At 59.6% G+C, this 18,051-nt stretch carries 13 protein-coding genes and 2 tRNA genes; 8 read left to right on the top strand and 7 right to left on the bottom strand.

Annotation, left to right across the window (positions count from 1 at the left end; all coding sequences use genetic code 11):
* Positions 1 to 16: 16 nt before the first annotated feature.
* On the bottom strand, positions 17 to 1,105 hold the full coding sequence (locus U5K31_03070) for a cation transporter (protein MDZ7771711.1): 1,089 nt from the start codon (positions 1,103 to 1,105) through the stop codon (positions 17 to 19).
* Between the two features lie 420 nt (positions 1,106 to 1,525).
* Between U5K31_03070 and U5K31_03075 the strand changes: the two genes are divergently transcribed.
* From U5K31_03075 to U5K31_03090, 4 genes are all read left to right on the top strand, one after another.
* Positions 1,526 to 1,879, top strand: a complete 354-nt coding sequence (locus U5K31_03075) for a hypothetical protein (GenBank protein ID MDZ7771712.1) — start codon at positions 1,526 to 1,528, stop codon at positions 1,877 to 1,879.
* Positions 1,880 to 2,044: 165 nt separating this feature from the next.
* Positions 2,045 to 4,402, top strand: a complete 2,358-nt coding sequence (locus U5K31_03080) for a TonB-dependent receptor (protein ID MDZ7771713.1) — start codon at positions 2,045 to 2,047, stop codon at positions 4,400 to 4,402.
* Between the two features lie 243 nt (positions 4,403 to 4,645).
* Positions 4,646 to 4,834: a hypothetical protein gene (locus U5K31_03085; GenBank protein MDZ7771714.1), complete on the top strand. Its 189-nt coding sequence runs from the start codon at positions 4,646 to 4,648 to the stop codon at positions 4,832 to 4,834.
* A gap of 21 nt (positions 4,835 to 4,855) precedes the next feature.
* On the top strand, positions 4,856 to 5,404 hold the full coding sequence (locus U5K31_03090; GenBank protein MDZ7771715.1) for a MarR family transcriptional regulator: 549 nt from the start codon (positions 4,856 to 4,858) through the stop codon (positions 5,402 to 5,404).
* 94 nt (positions 5,405 to 5,498) lie between these two features.
* Here U5K31_03090 and U5K31_03095 read toward each other — a convergent pair whose 3' ends face one another.
* The 4 genes from U5K31_03095 to U5K31_03110 all read right to left on the bottom strand — a co-directional run bounded on the left by U5K31_03095 (position 5,499) and on the right by U5K31_03110 (position 12,608).
* The gene (locus U5K31_03095) at positions 5,499 to 8,957 is read right to left on the bottom strand and encodes an efflux RND transporter permease subunit (protein ID MDZ7771716.1); all 3,459 of its coding nucleotides are present in this window, start codon (positions 8,955 to 8,957) and stop codon (positions 5,499 to 5,501) included.
* Positions 8,958 to 9,012: 55 nt separating this feature from the next.
* Entirely contained in the window at positions 9,013 to 10,155 is a 1,143-nt protein-coding gene (locus U5K31_03100) for an efflux RND transporter periplasmic adaptor subunit (GenBank protein MDZ7771717.1), read from the bottom strand.
* A 145-nt stretch (positions 10,156 to 10,300) separates the two neighbouring features.
* The gene (locus U5K31_03105; GenBank protein ID MDZ7771718.1) at positions 10,301 to 11,932 is read right to left on the bottom strand and encodes a TolC family protein; all 1,632 of its coding nucleotides are present in this window, start codon (positions 11,930 to 11,932) and stop codon (positions 10,301 to 10,303) included.
* On the bottom strand, positions 11,925 to 12,608 hold the full coding sequence (locus U5K31_03110) for a helix-turn-helix domain-containing protein (protein MDZ7771719.1): 684 nt from the start codon (positions 12,606 to 12,608) through the stop codon (positions 11,925 to 11,927). The genes U5K31_03105 and U5K31_03110 overlap by 8 nt, the downstream gene beginning before the upstream one ends.
* A gap of 508 nt (positions 12,609 to 13,116) precedes the next feature.
* Between U5K31_03110 and U5K31_03115 the strand changes: the two genes are divergently transcribed.
* From U5K31_03115 to U5K31_03125, 3 genes are all read left to right on the top strand, one after another.
* Positions 13,117 to 13,581 carry a hypothetical protein gene (locus U5K31_03115; GenBank protein MDZ7771720.1) on the top strand — a complete coding sequence of 155 codons (465 nt, stop codon included), beginning with the start codon at positions 13,117 to 13,119 and terminating at the stop codon, positions 13,579 to 13,581.
* Positions 13,582 to 13,704: 123 nt separating this feature from the next.
* Complete coding sequence (locus U5K31_03120; protein MDZ7771721.1) at positions 13,705 to 14,022, top strand: helix-turn-helix transcriptional regulator; 318 nt, start codon at positions 13,705 to 13,707, stop codon at positions 14,020 to 14,022.
* Between the two features lie 76 nt (positions 14,023 to 14,098).
* A complete protein-coding gene (locus U5K31_03125) occupies positions 14,099 to 15,304 on the top strand; it encodes a HipA domain-containing protein (protein ID MDZ7771722.1) in 1,206 nt (401 codons plus the stop codon).
* Between the two features lie 170 nt (positions 15,305 to 15,474).
* Here U5K31_03125 and U5K31_03130 read toward each other — a convergent pair.
* Together U5K31_03130 and U5K31_03135 are read right to left on the bottom strand one after the other, a co-directional pair.
* Positions 15,475 to 15,547: transfer RNA gene (locus U5K31_03130), tRNA-Glu, on the bottom strand.
* 138 nt (positions 15,548 to 15,685) lie between these two features.
* Positions 15,686 to 15,759 (bottom strand) — tRNA-His (locus U5K31_03135).
* A 423-nt stretch (positions 15,760 to 16,182) separates the two neighbouring features.
* On the opposite strand from U5K31_03135, the gene U5K31_03140 reads away from it, so the two are divergent.
* The gene (locus tag U5K31_03140) at positions 16,183 to 18,051 is read left to right on the top strand and encodes a histidine kinase dimerization/phosphoacceptor domain -containing protein (GenBank protein ID MDZ7771723.1); all 1,869 of its coding nucleotides are present in this window, start codon (positions 16,183 to 16,185) and stop codon (positions 18,049 to 18,051) included.

An 18,051-nucleotide genomic window follows, 5' to 3' on the forward strand; every position in this document is an offset into this window, starting at 1 on the left:
CTGTCGCTCGCGAGCCTTAGCTCGTGCCGTTTCGCCGCACACGGGCGTGGTCGGCGCCCCTTTGGGTGAGCTCGTCGAGAATGCTGTTGCGGCTGCGGCGGATGCGCCGCTCGTAACGGTTTCCCAGGGTGACCACCAGCACGACCGCCATGGTGACGTCGAAGTAGACCTCCCCGCCGCCCGACAGCAGCACGCCGGTGCTGTAGAACCATGCGCTGCAGGCCGCAATGCTTACAAGCAGGTCCATATTGGGCTGGCCCACCGAGAGGGAGACCCAGGCGCCGCGCAGAATGGGGAAGCCGGTGTAGGCCAGCACGAAGGTGGTCATTACAAAGATGTTGGCGATGATGAAGCGGCTCTCCATGGGACGCAGGCTGACGATGCCCTCGCCGCCCAGGTAGACAGGGTAGAGGAAGAGAGCGTAGAGGAGGAGTCCCATGATGCCGAAGAAGCCTCCTATGGCCAGGCGCGCGGACTGGTCGTCGGGCTCCGCGGCAGCTGCGTCTGTTGTGTCCGCGGGCGGCTGGTCGTGGTCGGCAGGCGGATGTTCCCTTGCCGGCTGTTGTTGCCCCGTTGGAGGCTGGTGCTCCGCTGGACGTTGTCCCGCCGCATATTGTTGCCCCGCCGGCCGTTGGCGCCCCGCCGGCCGGGCCCGGTAGCCCATGCGGCTGAGGGCTGAGGCCACCTCGGTGGGATCGGTTTGCCGCGGGTCGTAGCGCACGCGGGCCATCTCCGAGGCGTAGCTGGCCTCGCAGGAGCGAACGCCGGTCTGCCGCATGGCGAGGGCGCCCAGGAAGGATTCGCAGGTGGCGCAATGCATGCCCTCTACGTGCAGGAAGAGGGTTTCGGAGGTGTGTTCTGCGGCGGTACCGGCGGCAGTTCCGGCGGCGGTGCCAGCTACGTTTCCAGCTGGAGTGCCTGTTTCCCGGCGTGCGGCCGCCTCGTCGCGAACCTGGCGTGCCTCCCCCTCGTCCAGATCCTGCAGCAGCCGATGGACCTGCAGGCAGCCCTGGCAGCAGAAGGCACCCTCTGTATCCGATGCCGTAACAGGCGGGTCGGGGAGGGGGAGCTCACAAAGGGTGCATCGTTCGTGGGTTACGGGCATGGGCGCCGCCGGGGGTTGATTGCTGCGGATAACCTGTAAACATAAGGGGATTACAGGAATATCGCGGGGCCAATTGCCGTTCGGGCGGCCGTTGGATTGCGCGGCGATTCGGTACGGGTTACCCCATGCCTCATATCGGCCCAAAAACGTTGGTCTGTATTTGTGATTTTTTCACAAATACAGATTGTTGAAATCACTGTCAGACAATCTGTAAGGCTTTTGGCAAAATACTTTTTGTGAAAAATTCACAATTATGAGGGGTGGTTTTTTGGCGGTTTTGAGGGGTGGTGTCAGGTGTCTCCTTACATAAGGGAATAATGTGAAAATCACGGCGTCCGCGAAGGCCTGTCAGTTTTTTATTACCGGGGGAACTTCCCTACATTGGGAACTGTGTTGCGTAAGGTCATCTCCATACTACTTGTGGCATGCCTCCTGGGCGCGCTGGCGCAGTTCACACTGCCTTATCTCTGGTACTACGCCAACTACGAATATATCGTGACCGAGCTCTGCGTGAATCGTTTCAATCCCGACGTGGAGTGTGAGGGCTACTGTCAGCTCCACGATAAGGTGCGCAAGCAGCACAATGACCACAGCGAGGACGCGCCTCAGGCTCCAGCGCCACAAACCGACAAGCGCCTCCAGCTTTTCTACAGCGACGAAGAGCAGCCTTCAGCTGACCGCGAGCGCAAGGAATCCCGTTTCAGATCCCACCTGGAACGCATGCAGACCCTCTGGTACGGCGAGCCCGTTTTCCCTCCTCCCAAGGCGGCCTGATACGATCGAAGTTCCCTTTCCGGTGATCGGTTCATCCGGCCAAACCTTATCGATATAACCCATCGGCGGGCTCATTTCGTGCGCCCCGTACGTCGCCGCATTTGCGTGCCTTATTGCCAGGCAGCACCCGGCGGCGTGGTCCGCCTTTCATAACTGCATGAATTTATGTACAAATCTACCTTCTCGATTCTATTTGTCCTTGCAATCATACTGACGGCCCTTGCGCCTCAAGCCCTCCATGCCCAGGAGCGTGCCGCCCTCCGCGGCGTCATTACCGGCGGCGCCGAAGGGCAGGAGCGCCGCGCGCTGGTCGGCGCCAACGTGCTGGTGCTCGGCACCAATCTGGGCGCCTCCACAGATGTGGATGGACGCTTCTCCCTCAGCTCGGTGCCACCGGGCACTCACGAGGTGCGTTTTACCTATATCGGTTATCGAGAGCGGGTGGAGACGGTCACCCTGCAACCCGGCCAGACCCTGGAGATGCAGATCAACCTGGAGCCCTCATCCTTCATGATGGAGGGCATCCGCGTGACCGCTCTCAGCCCCAACCTGGAAGTGGACGCCACCATGGAGCAGTCGGATGTGCGCGAGGCGAATCCCCGCGATTCCGGCGAACTTCTGCGCAGCGTGAGCGGGGTGGGAGCCGTGCGGCGCGGCCCTGTGGGCCTCGATCCGGTGGTGCGCGGGCTGCGCGAGACCGAGGTGGGCACCTACCTGGACGGCACGCGTATTTTTCCCGGGGGACCTGCACGGATGGACTCGCCCCTGAGTCACCTCGATCCCTCCACCATTTCGTCTATAGAGGTAGTCAAGGGTCCCTACGCCCTCACCTGGGGCGCCGGTAACATGAGCGCCATCCGCGTACAGACGCAGCAGCTGCGCACCCTGAACCGATCCTTCGGTGGCAACGTCAGCAGTGGCTACGACTCCAATTTCAACACCTTTGAAGAATCTTTTTCGGTGCAGGGAAGGCTGGATGCGGGGGGATCCGGACGCATGAATCCCGGTGATGCCGGCGATTTCGGCTATTTGCTGAGCGGCGCCTGGCGCACGGGCAGCGACTACACGACCGGCGACGGCGTGAGCGTGCCGGCTGACTACCTCTCCCGTGAGATCCGTGGCAAGGCGGGTTACGGCACCGGGGAGAACTCCTGGCTGACCCTCTCGGCCGGCTACCAGAATCAGGAGAACATCGACTACCCCGGGCGGTTGCTGGATGCTGACTATTTTGACGCCTACAACCTGGCGGCCGACTGGGAGCTGCGTCCAGAGGAGGGCCTGGTTTCTGCCGTGAACGCCAAGCTCTACCTGAACCAGGTGGATCATGGCATGGACAACGACGATAAACCGACCGCCCAGCCTGCACCGGGACGCATGCCGCCCTTCGGCCTGGATGTGGAGGTGGATGCCCAGGCGAAGGTGGTTGGAGGGCGCCTGGCGGCGGAATTGGATCCTGCCGGTGACTGGCACCTGGAGGCGGGCGGTGATTTCTATAGCGCCTATCGCGAGGCCACCCGGTACATTAGCCGCCGCGACAACGGCATGCTGATGTTCACCGATTTCATGTGGCCACAGGCTACCATTAACGACGTGGGTATTTTTACGCGGGCGACACACACCTTCAGCGACCGGCTGAGCGCCACGGGTACGGTGCGTCTTGACCTGGTGTCGGCTGATGCCGACACGGTGAGCACTTTTTTTCGCGACAATGTATCGGGCGATCTTGCCTCCTCGGAGACGAGCATGAGCGCCTCAGCCACGCTGAACTACCTGTTGGGCGACCACTGGTCGTTGGGATTGGGTGCCGGCAGCGTGACACGTACGGCCGACGCCACCGAGCGCTATTCCGACCGCATTCCTGCCAGCAAGGCACAAACCAGCGCGGAATTTGTAGGCAATCCCGAACTGGATCCCGAGCGCAGCCTGCAGGCCGATCTATGGCTGGAGGGAGAGTTCGCTGCGTGGACGCTCTCGCTTAACGCTTTTGTGCGCCGCATGGACGATTACATCACCCTGGAGCCTACAGAGCTGCCCAAGCGCCTCCCGCTGAGTCCCTCCACCGTCTATCGCTACGTGAACGGCTCGGCACAATTTCACGGCTTCGATCTGAGTACGGTGTACCGCCTGGCGCCCGAATGGCGCCTGAAGACGGGCGTGCACTACCTGTGGGGCGAGGATACCGAATTGGATGAGCCAGCCCTTGGCGTGGCGCCTCCCGGCGCGGATCTGGGCCTGCGTTACGAGGGGGATGAACGTCCTCTCTTTGTGGAAGGGACGTTGCACCTGGTCGGCGAGCAGGACCGTGTGGCGGTCACCCGCGGCGAAACGTCCACGGATGGTTACATGACCGCCGATCTGCAGGCAGGCTACACCTTCTGGGAGCGGGTCTCCGTGCAGGCGGGCGTGAAGAATGTGCTGGACGAGAACTACGTAAATCATCTGAACGCCAAGAATCCTTTCACCGGCATGCAGATTCCGGAGCCGGGAAGGGTATTCTTTTTAGACGTCAATGTGCAGTTCTAGGGTGTCTGGCTGGGGTCGCCGCTGGTCACCCCATGCCTCATATCGGCCCAAAAACGTTGGTCTGGATTTGTGATTTTTTCACAAATACAGATTGTTGAAATCACTCTGAGGCAATCTGGAAGGCTTTTGGCAAAATGCTTTTTGTGAAAAATTCACAAATATGAGGGGTGGTTTTTGGGCCGTGAGGGGGCTATAAAGGTTGGATGCCTGTATTCAGCGCGTTTGCCACCGGTACTCGAATAAATGGCCGCCATTACCTATGTTTATCCCAGAAGGCGTGAAATGCCGGAACGCCAGGCACCGATGCTGCTGGCACGCCAGGTACTGCCGGAACGCCAGGCACCGATGGAGCGCCGGGTACTGCTGGCACGCCGCGCACCGATGGATCGCCAGTTACTGCCGGAACGCCAAGCACTGCCCGAATCGCCTTAAACCTCAAACGGACTTATCCGAATGGCCGACCCCCAAGACGTCAGCTATAGCCGTAAAATCGCCTTCACCGAGAAGATCAGTGTTATATTCGAGGAGGCGGGAGAACCGCGCATCAGCGGTCAGATTCTGGGTTGGCTGCTGGTCTGCGACCCGCCGGAGCAGTCCTTTTCACAGCTTGTGGAGCACCTGCAGGTCAGCAAGGGTTCCATCAGCACCATGACGCGCAGGCTGCTTCAGTCGGGCCTCATCGTAAAAACGCGCAAGCAGGGGGAGCGGCAGGTCTATTTCCGTCTGGCTGAGAATGCCTGGAGCCGGGTGATGGAGCATCGTCTGAAATTTGCCCATACGCTGCGTGACATGGCGGGCGAGTGGCTGGAAGGGGAGGAGGGGCGCAGCAAAGGCGATTCAGATAGAGCTGGAGAAGCTGCAGGAGAAAATACCGGCAAGGACGCGGGGCAGAACGCCGTAGACACCTCCCGCCTGCGGGAAATGCACGCATTTCACCAATTTGTCTCTGAAAAGCTGGAGGAGACTATCGAGGAGTACAACAATAAGCGGGACACAAAATAGGGGCGGTCTGGCAGCGCCGCCCAAGTAGCCCCAGCCAGCTCCGGCTGAGGCGGAAACCGCGCTCAGCCAGCCGCGCTCAGCCGCCCAAACAGCGTCAGGCTGCCATCCGCTCCCTCCAGCCGCGCACCTTCTCCTTAACCCTCACACCGAGGTAGTACATGGAGGGCACCAGCACCAGCGTCAGAAAGGTGGCGAAGGCGAGCCCGTAAATAATGGTCCAGGCCAGGGGTCCCCAGAAGGAGGCGCTGTCGCCGCCGAAGTAAATATTCGGGTCCAGACTGGCAAAGAGCCCGTAGAAATCGATATTCAGTCCGATCGCCAGCGGAATGAGTCCCAGTATGGTTGAGGCGGCGGTCAGGATCACCGGGTTCAGGCGTACGGCCCCGCCCTCGATGACCGCCTCCCGCAGGTCGAGGCCTTCCCTCCGCAGGATGTCCGTATAGTCAATGAGTATAATGCCGTTCTTGACCACAATGCCGGCCACGGCAATAATCCCCATCCCCGTGAGCACCACCGAGATGTCCATGCCGAAGGTGGCGAAGCCGATGAACACCCCAATCAGGCTGAAGACTACCTGCGACATGATGATCAGCGGCTTGCCGATGGAGTTGAACTGGGAGACCAGCACCAGGAAAATTAATCCCACGGCCGATAACAGCGCCATCATCAGAAAGTTGGCGGTTTCGGCCTGCTCCTCCTGTTCGCCGGTCAGCGAAACCTCGTACCCGTCGGGCACCTGAAAATCCTGCAGGGCCTCACGAATCTGCCCATTGATCTCATTGGCGTTGTAGCCCTCCAGTACATTGGAGGAGATGGTGATCACGCGCTGAAGGTCGATGCGGTTGATGGAGCCATAACTCGACTCGAAGCGCGCGTCGGCCACCGCCGAGATGGGCACCAGTCCCTGGGGCGAGGGCACGCGCATATTCATGAGGTCGGTGATGTTGGAGCGGAACTCCTCCTGCAGCCGCAGGGTAATGTCGTATTCTTCCTCCTGCTCCCGGAAGGTGGAGACCGGCTCGCCCAGCAGGGCAGTGCGGATCTGGTTACCCACCTGGGCGTGGGAAATACCGTAGCTGTTGGCCTTCACCCCGTCGATGTCCACTACGATTTCGGGGTTGTTGGCCTGCAGGTCCGACTTGAGCTGCTCGATGCCGGGGATGTCCTGCGACTCGATATACTCGCGGAAGCGGGTGGCCAGGCTGATCAGCTGCTCGAAGTTGTCGCCCGACACCTCGATGTTGATGGGTTTGCCGGTGGAGGGGCCCGACTGCTCCTGCTCGACCACGATCTCGGCCCCAGGGATGCCTTTCATGTTGGCGCGGATATCCTCCAGGATGCGCTGGGTGGAGACCCCGCCGCGGTTCTGGTAATCCACAAAGGAGATGGCCACCCGGCTCTTGTTGGGACTGGGGGTCTGGTCCATATCGTTGGGCGCGGAGGCCCCGACAGCCACGTTGGAGATCACCGATTTCACCACGGGGTTGTCGCGTCCGATCACCTCGTAGACCCGGTCCTCGATGGTGCGGGTGACCTCGTTGGTGACGTCCAGGTCGGTGCCCGAAGGCATGGTGTTGTAGATGTAGACCGAATTGGGTTCGTTGCCGGGAAAGAAGACCACGTCGGGGGAGGCGATGCCCAGCAGCACCACGCTCCCGATGAGTCCCAATACGGTGCCTCCCAGCGTGTACCAGGGGCGGTTCCCCTCCAATACAAAGGAGATGGTGGCGCGGTACCGCCGCTGTATCCAGGGGAGTACGCTGCGGTTGAAACCCAGGATCATGGGCTTGAGAGCGAAGCGTTCCAGCAGGTAGAGGGCGAAGAGAAAGAGTATCAGGTTGCCCACGATGGTGAGGCCCAGCAGGTGGAAGATCGTGCCCAGCACCACGAAAATGCCGCCGCCTATGGCGAGGCCCCGCGTGAAGCCGGGCGCACTGTCGGACGAGGCGCCGGATGCGCTTTCGGACGAGCCGCCGGATGCGCTGTCGCCGGAGCCGTCAGGCGCGCCGGCCTCCGCCGCATCCCCGTCGGTCATGCCGTAGCCTTCCGAGCCCTTGCCGTCCCCGGACTCCATGAAGCTGACCGCAAAGACGGGGTTCATGATCAGCGCCACCACCAGCGAGGCGAGCAGCGTGACAATCATGGTGATGGGCAGGTAGATCATAAAGCGCCCGATGATGCCGCCCCAGAAGAGCAGGGGAATGAAGGGTGCTACGGTGGTGAGGGTGCCGGTGATCACCGGAAGGGCGATCTCCCCCGAGGCTTTCTTGGCCGCCTCGTATTTGTCCATGTCCGTGGTGTTGATATATCGGTAGATATTCTCCACGATCACGATGGCGTTGTCCACCACGATGCCGAGCCCGAGAATCAGCGCAAAGAGCACCACGATGTTGATGCTGAAGTCCATGGCCGGCATGAGGGCGAAGGCGATCAGCGAGGAGAGGGGGATGGCGAGTCCCACGTAGATGGCGTTTTCGACGCCCATGATGAACATGAGCACCAGCACCACGAAGAAAAAGCCCAGTACCACGGTGTTGAAGAGGTTGGCCACGCTCTCGCGGGTGTCGTCGGAACGGTCGCCGGTGTAGGTGACCTCCAGTCCATCGGGGAAGCTGCCCTCGCGCAGCTCCTCTACAGTGGCGCGGGTCTGCTCGGAGGTTTCGATGAGGTTGGCGCCGCCCTGTTTGATCACGTTCAGGGTGATGACGGTCTCCCCACCGAGGCGCGCATAGCTCTCGCGGTCGGCGAAGCCGTTGCGGATCTCGGCGATGTCTTTCAGGTAGACGTCGCGGCCCAGGGTGTTGGTGAGGGTGACCTCGCTGAGGTCGGAAGCGTCGGTAACCTCCCCGTCTACCCGCACCGCGCGCTCCTTGTCGCCCACGTCGAGGTTGCCGCCCGAAATGGTGACATTCTTGCCGGCTACGGCCTCGCGGATCTGGTTAAAGGTGACGTTGGCGGCCTGCATCTTGTGCAGGTCCACGTTGATCTGGATTTCGCGCTCCAGGGCGCCCACAATTTCCACCTCGTTGATGCCTGACTGGCTCTCCACAGCGTCCTGGATCTCGTCGGCGAAGCTTTTGAGCCGCACCAGGTCGTAGTTGCCGGAGAGGTTGATGTTCATGATGGGCTGGTCGTCCAGGTTGACGTCGGTGACCTCCGGCTCCTGGGTGAGCAGCGTGGGGAGCTCGTTGCGCGCGGCCTCCACCGCATCGTTCACCTCCTGCTGGGCGACCAGTTTCTCCTTGCTGGTTTCGAATTCGATGGTGATGATGGAGGTGGCCTGCTTGGAGACGCTCCGGATCACGTCCACCTGGTCGATGCCCTGCAGCTCCTGCTCGATGGGGCGGGTGACCAGGTTTTCCATGTCGGCCGGGGAGGCGCCCGCGTAGACGGTGACCACGTTGAAGATGGGGATCTCCACCTCGGGGTACTGCTCCTTGGGCAGGGTCATGTAGGAGAAGACCCCGATGAGGGTGATGAGCACCGTCAGCAGGTAGACGCTGGTGCGGTTGTTGATGGCGATGCTGGACGGTTTGAACTCTTTGATGTCCATGTATGGGTGGTGGTCGGTTGTGCTGTGCTGTGTTGTGCGTTAAGCTCGGGTTGCTTTATTGGCGCTGCAGGGTGATGCGGTCGCCCTCCTCCACGTTGCCGTAACCCCGGGTGATGACCAGGTCGCCCGCGGTGATTCCGCTGTCGGCCACCACGCGATCGTTGTAGGACATGCCCGTGACGACCGGCTGCCGGCGGGCGGTCCAGGCGCTGTCGCCGCCGGCCTGCTCGGCCAGGTAGACGAAGCGGCTGTTGTTGCCCGACTGCACGGCGTTGACGGGGATGGTGAGGGTCCCGGGCCGGGTGATGTCGTTAATGCGCAGGCGAGCCATCATATTGGGACGTATGCTGTTGTCGGTTCCCGGCAAGAATATTTCTATGCTGAAAGTGCGGTTGGCCGGGTCGATGACCCTGCTGACCACATCGATGACGGTGGTCCGTTCGTAGCCGATGCTGGGGATGGTGACGGTCACGCTGTCGGTGGTTTCGATGCGGGAGATGTACGACTCGGAGAGCTCGGCGGTGACCTTCAGCGCCTCGGAATTGGCGATCTGGAAGGCGGGCGCGGTCGGGGATGCCGTCTCGCCCACTTTCAGGGAGACGCTGTTGACGGTTCCCCCGATGGGGGCGGTGATGATGTAGTTGTCGTACTGCTCGCGGAGGGTGGCCAGCTGGCTTTCGAGGGACTGTACCTGGTTGCGGGCGCGCAGCAGCTCGATCTCTGAGCCGATGTCGTCCCGGCGCAGGTTCTGCTGGCGCTCGTAGACGGTGCGGGCCAGGTCCAGCCGGGTTTTCAGCTCCTCGATCTGGGTGCGGGTGACCTCCCCGTCAAGGGTGGCCAGGGTGTCGCCGGCCTGCACCTGCCGGCCCGACCGGACGTGTATGGTTTCGACGGTGGCCGTGGCCTTGGGAAGGATGCGGATGGTGCGGTCCGATTCGACGGCGCCCTGGATGTGCACGTAGTGGCGGAAGGTGCCCGGCTGCACCTGCTCGGTGTAGACCGGGACGTGGTTGTTGGGTGTGGCCTGTTGCTGTGTGGCAGCCTGTTGGGTGGCCTGTTGTTGCGCGGACTGTTGCTGCGCGGGCTGTTGCTGGGCAGCCTGCTGTGCGGGCTGCTGTGCGGGCTCACCGCCGCAGGCCGCGAGTGTGCCGGCCAGGGCCAGGAGCATTAGGTGGTAGCGAAGCGTGGAGAAGTTCATGTGATGTTGGCTTGAAACGGGGTTCTGGGATTAGGTTCGTCGGGGATGGGGCCGGGTGGCGCGGGGTAGCGCGTGGTGGCGCGGGATGGCCCAGCGGCCGTTTACCGGCGGCCAGGCTCGGCGCTCTGCGCCGGCTTGTCGCGGCTCAGCGCTCTGCGGCCGGCTCCATCCGTATGTCGTCTCGTATGGATTCGATGTTCTGCTGTACAAAGGGCACCCGGCCGATGGCCTGGTCGTACTGCGCCTTGGCGGCCAGGTAGCTGTAAACCATCTGGGCGTAACCTGTTTCCGCCTCGCGCAGCTGCAGTTCGGCATCGGTGACTTCCTGCTGGCTGCCCAGTCCGCTGTCGTAGCGTTGGCGGGCGCGTTCATAGCCCTCGCGGGCCTGCTCCAGGGCGCGGGCTCGCGCCTGGGCCGTCTGCATGGCGTTTTCGATGTTCTGGCGTGCGGAGATAATCTCCTTGCGTGCGTCGCGTCGGGCCTGCTGCTCCTGCAGGCGAAGGTCTCTCAGCTGGATCTGCGATCGTGTGATGGCTGCGTCGCGGCTGAAGCCCTGAAACAGGGGTACCTGCAGGTTGATCATCAGGGTCTGCGAGCGGGCCCGCTGCTCCGAGCTGCCGAAAAAGGCGGGGCTGCCCGACTGGGCGGCTGACCACTGCAGGTTGTAGGAGGCCGACAGTGTGGGCAGGTACTGGCTTTTCTGGGCGGTAATCTGCTTCTGTTGGAGTTCCTGACGCACGTCCAGGATGCGCATGTCGCCGCGGAATTCCATGGCGCCTTGCAGGAAGGTGGAGTCGGCCTCGGCCAGGGGAGTAAGCCGGTCGATGCGCTTGAGGGCCTGGTTTTCGGCTGAGGAAGCCTGGGTTGTGCGGATGTCAAAGCTGTTCAGGTCGCCGCGCACAGTGAGGTCGAGGTGTACCGGCAGTCCCATCTGGTCAAGCAGGTTGCGGCGGGCGTCCTCGACGGCAAAGCGTGCGTTGGTGAGCTGGGGCTCCTGGTTGCTGAGCTGTACCTCCAGCTGGGTCACGGCGTAACGGTCTACGAAGCCCTGTTCGTAGCGGCTTCTGGTGTCGCGCAGGTTGGCGCGGATGCGCTCTACACGGGTTTGCTGCATGGCCAGCTGCTGCTTGGCGATGAGCAGGTCGTAGTAGGCGATGCGGGTCTGCGTGACTACGCCCTGGGCGGTGGCGCGCAGGTTTTCCGACTGGGAGGCTTTTACGAGCTCCGAGCTGCTGATGCCCACGAAGGCCTGCCCGTTGAAGAGGGTCTGGGAGACGCTGAAGCCGCCCGACCAGTTGTTGTCGGTGCCGAAGGCCACGGGCACCAGCGTGTTGGGGTCGCCCTCGGGATCGAAGACCACCTCGGGGATGAAGTTGACCGGCACCTCCAGGTTGCGCGTGTAGTTCATGGATCCGGCCACGGTGGGCAGCACGTTGCTCCAGGCCGAGCGTATTTGCTGGTCGGCGTCGCGAATGGACAGCAGGGCCCGCTTCACGGAGGTATTGTTGGAGAGGGCGATCTGCAGGGCCTGGGTGAGGTTGATCTCCCCGCTGAACTGCAGGCTGTCGGGGAGGGCGGCGCTGTGCTGGCTCGTGTCGGAGGTGCGTTGGGCGGAGGCGTTGCCCGGCAGGTAGGCCAGGCCGATCAGCATGGCCAGCAGGCAGGCGACGGCTGCGCGGCGCAGGGATGTGGCGGTTGTACGGCATAGGGATGTGGCGGCCGCCTTGCCGAGGGAGGACTTGCCGGGATCGAAAGGAGGGAGGTGAATCTTATTCATCGTGATGGTCTTCGGCGTTGTGGTTTTGCGATTTTATGCCCTGCAGGAGCACCCGGTTGAACTGCCGGAATATGTCGTGCTTGGTCAGGCCGCTCTCCTCCAGCACCGACTCGACAGGTCCGTGGCGGTCGCATACCAACAGGTGCATGATGCCGCGCATGCCTCCCCAGAACTGGACAGCCAGGATTTTGGGATTCATATCGGAGGTAATGCTTCCGTCCTGCATGCCGATCTGTATGGCGCGCGTAATGGTCATCAGCAGGCGCCGGGCTACGTCTTCCAGCTCCTCCTGTTCGGGGAATTCGTCCGGCGAGGCGCTGTGACGGCGCGCCTCGTTCATCATCATGGTGTTAAGGTAGTGGGGGCGGCTGGAGACGTAATCCAGGAAGGTATCGCCCATCTCCTCGATGAGATAAAGGCCGGGCTTGTCTTTCTGGATAATGGCGTTGAAATCCTGGAAGAGGTCTTCCAGCTCCATGCCAGTGATGGCCAGGCAGAGGTCGGTCTTGTTTTCGAAGTAAAGGTAGAGGGTCCCCTTGCTGAGCTCCGCGCGATTGGCAATCTCGCTCATGGTAAGACTGTCGATCCCTTTTTCGGAGATCAACTCCTTGGCGGCCTCCAGGATCTGACGGCGGCGGCGTTCCTTTTCGCGTTTTCTGCGTTCTTCGGTGCTCATGATGTATGGACAGTCAGTTAATGACCGTCCGTTCAGTCTGTTTGAAAGAAGGTCGTCAATATAAGTAGTTCAGTGTGTACTAAACAAATTGAATTATGTGGGAATTTGGTGCGGCGCAGGATCGGGCAGGTACATGCCCCTCAGAGGCCCGAAAAGGGACCCTCGTTTTTGTGAAAAAATCACAACTCTGCAGGAGGTGAAGGGCCGCTGGGAGTTCCTGCGCCATACAGGGCATTTTGAGATTGTGAAAAAATCACAAATATGGAGGTAAGAAATTTGGGCCCATGGGGGGGGTATGTGGGGCGGAAGAGGCAGGAAGAGGCAATGAGATTGGGAATACGGGGGAGGTATTTGTAGTCCGGGGCTTCAGCCAGGCCAGCCTCCCACATCATACAGCCGAATGCTGCCTGACGTCAATATTGTTGGGATATGCAGGATAGTTGGGTTATGCAGGGTTTGCTTGTAAACCCGACTCCCAACGAGCTCACTTTAACGGAAATGCCATACCATGCCTATTGTACTGCAATCCGATACCCTGATGGAACACCTTACCGGAATCGTCCATGCCGGCACGCAGCAGCACACGCACCGGGTGGACCTTACCGCCGCGGCCGTCCTGAAGCCTGTCGGCGCGGGTGAATTGGACTTCGGGGGCGGGGAGTTTAAACCCGCCCATACCGAGAGGATGGAACCGCAGAAAAGAGACGCCTCGGACGACTACGGCTGGTGGGAGCTGAGTGAGGGAGGCTACCGGGTGCGTTTTAACGAGCAGGTGGAGGGGCCACGCGAACTCTTCATGCTGCTGACCCCGCATCGCCATCTCTCGCAGGCGGGTGTGGTGGCTGACAGCCTGCTTATCGCACCCGAGGAAGATCCCGAAGCCCTCGCACTCAATTTCCAGGTGCCTGCCGCCGGCCTGAACATCAAGGAGAATGCCCGCATGGCTTCCCTCTATATGTTGAGCGGGCAGTGATAGATGTCATTGGAAAGGGAGGGCTACAAGCATGCAATCGATAGATTAGCACATCCCGCTTTTGTCAATAATGTTTTATATTATGAACAAATTAACTATATTTAGTTCAGATTAATGAACATTATGTCTCAGAAACGTCCTACGATGCTTCCACAGCAGAAACGTATTCTTGCAAAAGTGGGGGAGAATATGAAATTGGCTCGGCTTCGCAGAAAGCTCAGTATGGAACAGGTTGCCGAACGGGCGGATATCAGCCGAACGACCCTTTGGCATATTGAGGAGGGCTCCCCAAGCGTGGCCATGGGCTATTATTTGCAGGTTTTATCCATTTTGGGCCTGGAGGATGATCTTTTGGCGGTTGCTTCCGATGATAAGTTGGGCCGTAAGCTTCAGGATGCGGAGTTGAAAGTCAACAAAAGAGCTCCTAAGTCAGGGGCGTAGGGAGAAGATGGCAGCTTCGGACAACAGAACTACGATCTACGTCTATGCACATTGGCAGGGTATGACAGAACCCCTAATGATGGGCAAGCTGCATGCCACGCCTGTTCGAGGCGAGGAAGTATTTTCATTTGCTTACGAAAAAGATTGGCTTGCTTCCCCTCATGCGCAACGATTGGATCCGAATCTTCGCCTATATGAAGGTGAGCAGTATGTACCAGACCAAAGGCGTAATTTTGGCATGTTTCTAGATTCCTCACCCGATCGATGGGGTCGAATGCTCATGAACCGAAGAGAAGCGCTATATGCACGCAGGAATGAGCAGGAACCCCGGACATTAAGGGAATCTGATTACCTTCTTGGCGTATATGACGGGCATCGTATGGGGGCTCTGCGATTCAAACGGACTCCATCAGGGCCTTTTCTGGATGACAACCATCAGCATGCTTCCCCTCCTTGGTCCATGTTACGTGACTTGGAGTATATCAGCCGTCAGGCAGAACGACCAGATGCTTCTGAAGAACCTGAGTATCATAAGTGGCTTGACCTGCTGGTAGCACCGGGCTCCTCCCTGGGAGGAGCCCGTCCCAAAGCCAGTGTTCTTGATCCGGATGACCAGCTTTGGATCGCTAAATTTCCCAGCCGAAGTGACGACCGTGATGTTGGTGCTTGGGAAAAAGTTGCCGGATTGCTAGCAGATCGATGTGGAATCCCAACGGCTGAATCCAGGTTGGAGAAATTTTCCAAGATGGGTCATACTTTTATCTCAAGGAGATTTGACAGATCTGATGCGGGTTACCGAAAGCACTTTGTTTCGGCCATGACTTTATTGGGCTACCGGGACGGGATCGACCATAGAGACGGTGCCAGCTATCTTGAATTGGTCGCATTAATTATCGAGATGGGCTCTGATGTTCAGGCAGATTTGATGGATCTATGGAAGAGAATGGCCTTTAATGTATTAATATCAAATACAGATGATCACCTGAGAAATCATGGTTTTCTGCTTACTCCAGCCGGTTGGAAGTTATCTCCTGCATTTGATCTGAATCCTGAACCAGCCGGTATCGGCCTGACACTTAATATTAACGAGCGGGAAAACGCCTTAGATCTCGACCTGGTACGGGAAGTGGCCCCTCATTTTCGGTTGGATGAAGGTGAGGCTAATAGTATTATTCAAAAAATGGAGAAGGAGGTCGGAGCATGGCGTGATCTGGCTGCCTCCAGGGGAATATCCAGAGAAGAAATTGCACTAATGCGTCCGGCATTTAATGTGGCGGTATGAGATGAGGCAGTTAGAGACGTGGCAGTAAATGAGGTGGCGGTGTGAGTTTGCGATTCCAGGCTGTAAATATGCCAACGAGAGATGCCAGCGCAAGTTGCCAGTCAAAATTGTCAGCGAAAGTTGCCTGCATAAAAAGAAAGCCCCCGCTTGCCGAAGCAGGCGGGGGCTCGTACCGCGTACGGGATTCGAACCCGTGCTACCGCCGTGAAAGGGCGGCGTCCTAAACCCCTAGACGAACGCGGCATAAATCCGAAAAGGGCTACAAGCATACGGGATTTCCGCCTCTCTTACAAGATAACGGCAGGTGCTGCGGGTCCGCTCGTTTGCCGGAAATGCCTTTCCGTTCCGGACCGGACAGCGCGCCTGCATCCCGCGTGAAAGGGAGCTCGAGGGGATTTGAACCCCCGGCCTCCAGGGCCACAACCTGGCGCTCTAACCTACTGAGCTACGAGCTCCATCTGGGAATTTTCAGGCCTCAAAGATACGGATTAATACGGGAGTTTCAATGCCCTTTGTGCCTCAAAAACCCTCTCCTGGGGGGTGTTCGCTCCAGGGCCGCGGATCGGGAGGTGCCCGTATTGGGAGATACTCGTAACGGGAGGGGCCATTATTAGGATTTTTTCATTTAAAGGACCTTGAAGCTGCGGCGATAACATCAAGGACGGATGAAGCAAGACCATACCGGCCGGTACAGGAATGAACGGGTGGCACATACGGGCAGGGAGAGCGGGAGGGCCTAGGGCACGAGAGCAGAGGTGCAGGAATAGCCCGGGGGTGCAGAGATGGCCCAGAGGTGCAGAGATGCCCCAAAAGTGTAGAAATAGTAAGGCCGTCATCCTATTTAATAACCTTTAGGCCCTGAATTAAGCGGGACCGACATGGAAATTTCATCTTCAGAGAGCCGTCGTTTCTACCTCTCCCGGAAACTGATCTGGGCGGTGGGGCTTTTCGTCGTGTTGGCCAGCGGTATGGTGGTTCTGGTCAACTTCTCGCTGAACATGATTTCGGCCTCCCGTAACTACACTTCTCTGCTGTCGCAGTGGAGCCAGTTCCACTCCCAGGGCACCCTATACCTGGAGCGCTATGCCCGCGACGGCGAACTGGAGGATCTGGCGAGTTACCGTCAGGCTAAGGAGTACGAGGAGCGCATATCGGGGGTGATTGACGAGCTCTTTCTGGAGGATATGGACGTGGAGAAGGTGTTTGATGTTTTCAACGAAGCCGAGCTCTATCCGAACGAGATTTCCACCCTCATCATCTCCTTTCAATATTTCGGGGACCTGCGGCCGGTGCAGCGCCTGAGGGAATCGTGGAACGAACTGGACAGCCTGGACCGGCTGGAGGAAAGGCTGGTAACCCGCCTGGAACGGGCGGACGATCCTGCAGGAACGAACGCCACCCAGAGCCGCGCCTTTCTGAGCCGCCTGGACGAAATCAACGAGCAGTGGGTGTGGCAGAGCCGGCAGCTTACCGCGGAGGTGGCCGGCATTTCGCAGGGACTGCGGCAGTTCGGTCTCTGGTTCAGCGTCATCAACGGACTTCTCCTGCTGCTCGTGGGGGTGGTCATTTCGGTGCGCGTATCTAAAAGCATCAACCGCTGGGAGCACAGCATGGCGGAGCGCGACCGGCTGGCCCGCATCCCCGAGATGAATCCCAACCCGGTGCTTGTGTTGTCCGGTGAGGGGGAGGTGTCCTATTGCAACTCCTCGGCTGAGGAGCTGCTGCCTCGCATCAGGAAAGAGGGCATCGATCATGCCTTTCTGCGCCATATGGCGGATCACCTGAATCACGATCGGGACATGGAATTTTCACGCACGCGTACGGTGGAAGTGGACGGTACCTGGTATCAGCAGCTGATTCACTATGTCCGCGAGGAAGACGCCTACCACATTCATGCCCAGGATGTGACCGACAAGCGCCGGCAGCAGCACGAGCTCCGTGCGTCACTTGAAGAGAAGGAGGTGCTCCTGGGGGAAATCCACCATCGCGTCAAGAACAACCTGGCGGTGGTTTCCGGGCTGCTGGAGATGGAGAGCATGATGGGACGTGATCCCGGGACGGCGCTCCAGGAGAGCCGCGACCGCATCAAATCGATGGCCATCATTCACGAGATTCTCTACCGGTCCAACTCCTTTTCCAATCTGAATCTGAAGCACTACGTGGAGCAGCTTTCCGACTACATCGGTGACACCTATATACGCAACGGGCACGGGGCCATCCGTCTGAAGAAGGAGGTGGAGGATGTCACCATTAATATCAACCAGGCCATTCCCGCAGGACTCATACTCAGCGAAATGCTGGGGAACGCCATCGAGCACGGCTACGATTCGGGCCAGGAGGGGGAGATTCGCGTGCAGCTTCGCCAGGAGGGAGATTGGGTTGTCCTGATGGTTTCCGACGACGGCAAGGGGCTTCCCGAGCATTTCGACTACGAATCGGAGGATACCGTGGGCTTTACGATTGTACGGGAGCTGTCGCGTCAGCTTGAAGGTGAGGTGGCGCTGGATTCCGCGCCGGGAGAGGGGGTTCGTTTTGTCCTGCGTTTCCAGAAGGAGGCGGAGGCTCGCGGGGCTGCCGGGAATTACACCCCGGATGCGCAGGATCGCGGGAGCGAAGACGCGGGGAGTGTGCCTGACGGCGAAACTTCCGGCGGCGAAACCGCCGGGAGTGTGAGTGACGGAAGTGTGCCTGACGGCAGCGAATCCGCCGGCAATGAAACCGCCCCAAATAATGATAGGAGATCATAA

This window comes from Balneolaceae bacterium, from assembly GCA_034521445.1.
Lineage (GTDB): Bacteria > Bacteroidota > Rhodothermia > Balneolales > Balneolaceae > JAXHMM01.

Bases quoted from the DNA above. Each gene is read 5' to 3' on its own strand.
- U5K31_03070 (MDZ7771711.1), bottom strand. From the start codon at position 1,105: ATGCCCGTAACCCACGAACGATGCACCCTTTGTGAGCTCCCCCTCCCC.
- U5K31_03080 (MDZ7771713.1), top strand. From the start codon at position 2,045: ATGTACAAATCTACCTTCTCGATTCTATTTGTCCTTGCAATCATACTG.
- U5K31_03085 (MDZ7771714.1), top strand. From the start codon at position 4,646: ATGGCCGCCATTACCTATGTTTATCCCAGAAGGCGTGAAATGCCGGAA.
- U5K31_03090 (MDZ7771715.1), top strand. From the start codon at position 4,856: ATGGCCGACCCCCAAGACGTCAGCTATAGCCGTAAAATCGCCTTCACC.
- U5K31_03095 (MDZ7771716.1), bottom strand. From the start codon at position 8,957: ATGGACATCAAAGAGTTCAAACCGTCCAGCATCGCCATCAACAACCGC.
- U5K31_03100 (MDZ7771717.1), bottom strand. From the start codon at position 10,155: ATGAACTTCTCCACGCTTCGCTACCACCTAATGCTCCTGGCCCTGGCC.
- U5K31_03105 (MDZ7771718.1), bottom strand. From the start codon at position 11,932: ATGAATAAGATTCACCTCCCTCCTTTCGATCCCGGCAAGTCCTCCCTC.
- U5K31_03110 (MDZ7771719.1), bottom strand. From the start codon at position 12,608: ATGAGCACCGAAGAACGCAGAAAACGCGAAAAGGAACGCCGCCGCCGT.
- U5K31_03115 (MDZ7771720.1), top strand. From the start codon at position 13,117: ATGCCTATTGTACTGCAATCCGATACCCTGATGGAACACCTTACCGGA.
- U5K31_03120 (MDZ7771721.1), top strand. From the start codon at position 13,705: ATGTCTCAGAAACGTCCTACGATGCTTCCACAGCAGAAACGTATTCTT.
- U5K31_03125 (MDZ7771722.1), top strand. From the start codon at position 14,099: ATGATGGGCAAGCTGCATGCCACGCCTGTTCGAGGCGAGGAAGTATTT.
- U5K31_03140 (MDZ7771723.1), top strand. From the start codon at position 16,183: ATGGAAATTTCATCTTCAGAGAGCCGTCGTTTCTACCTCTCCCGGAAA.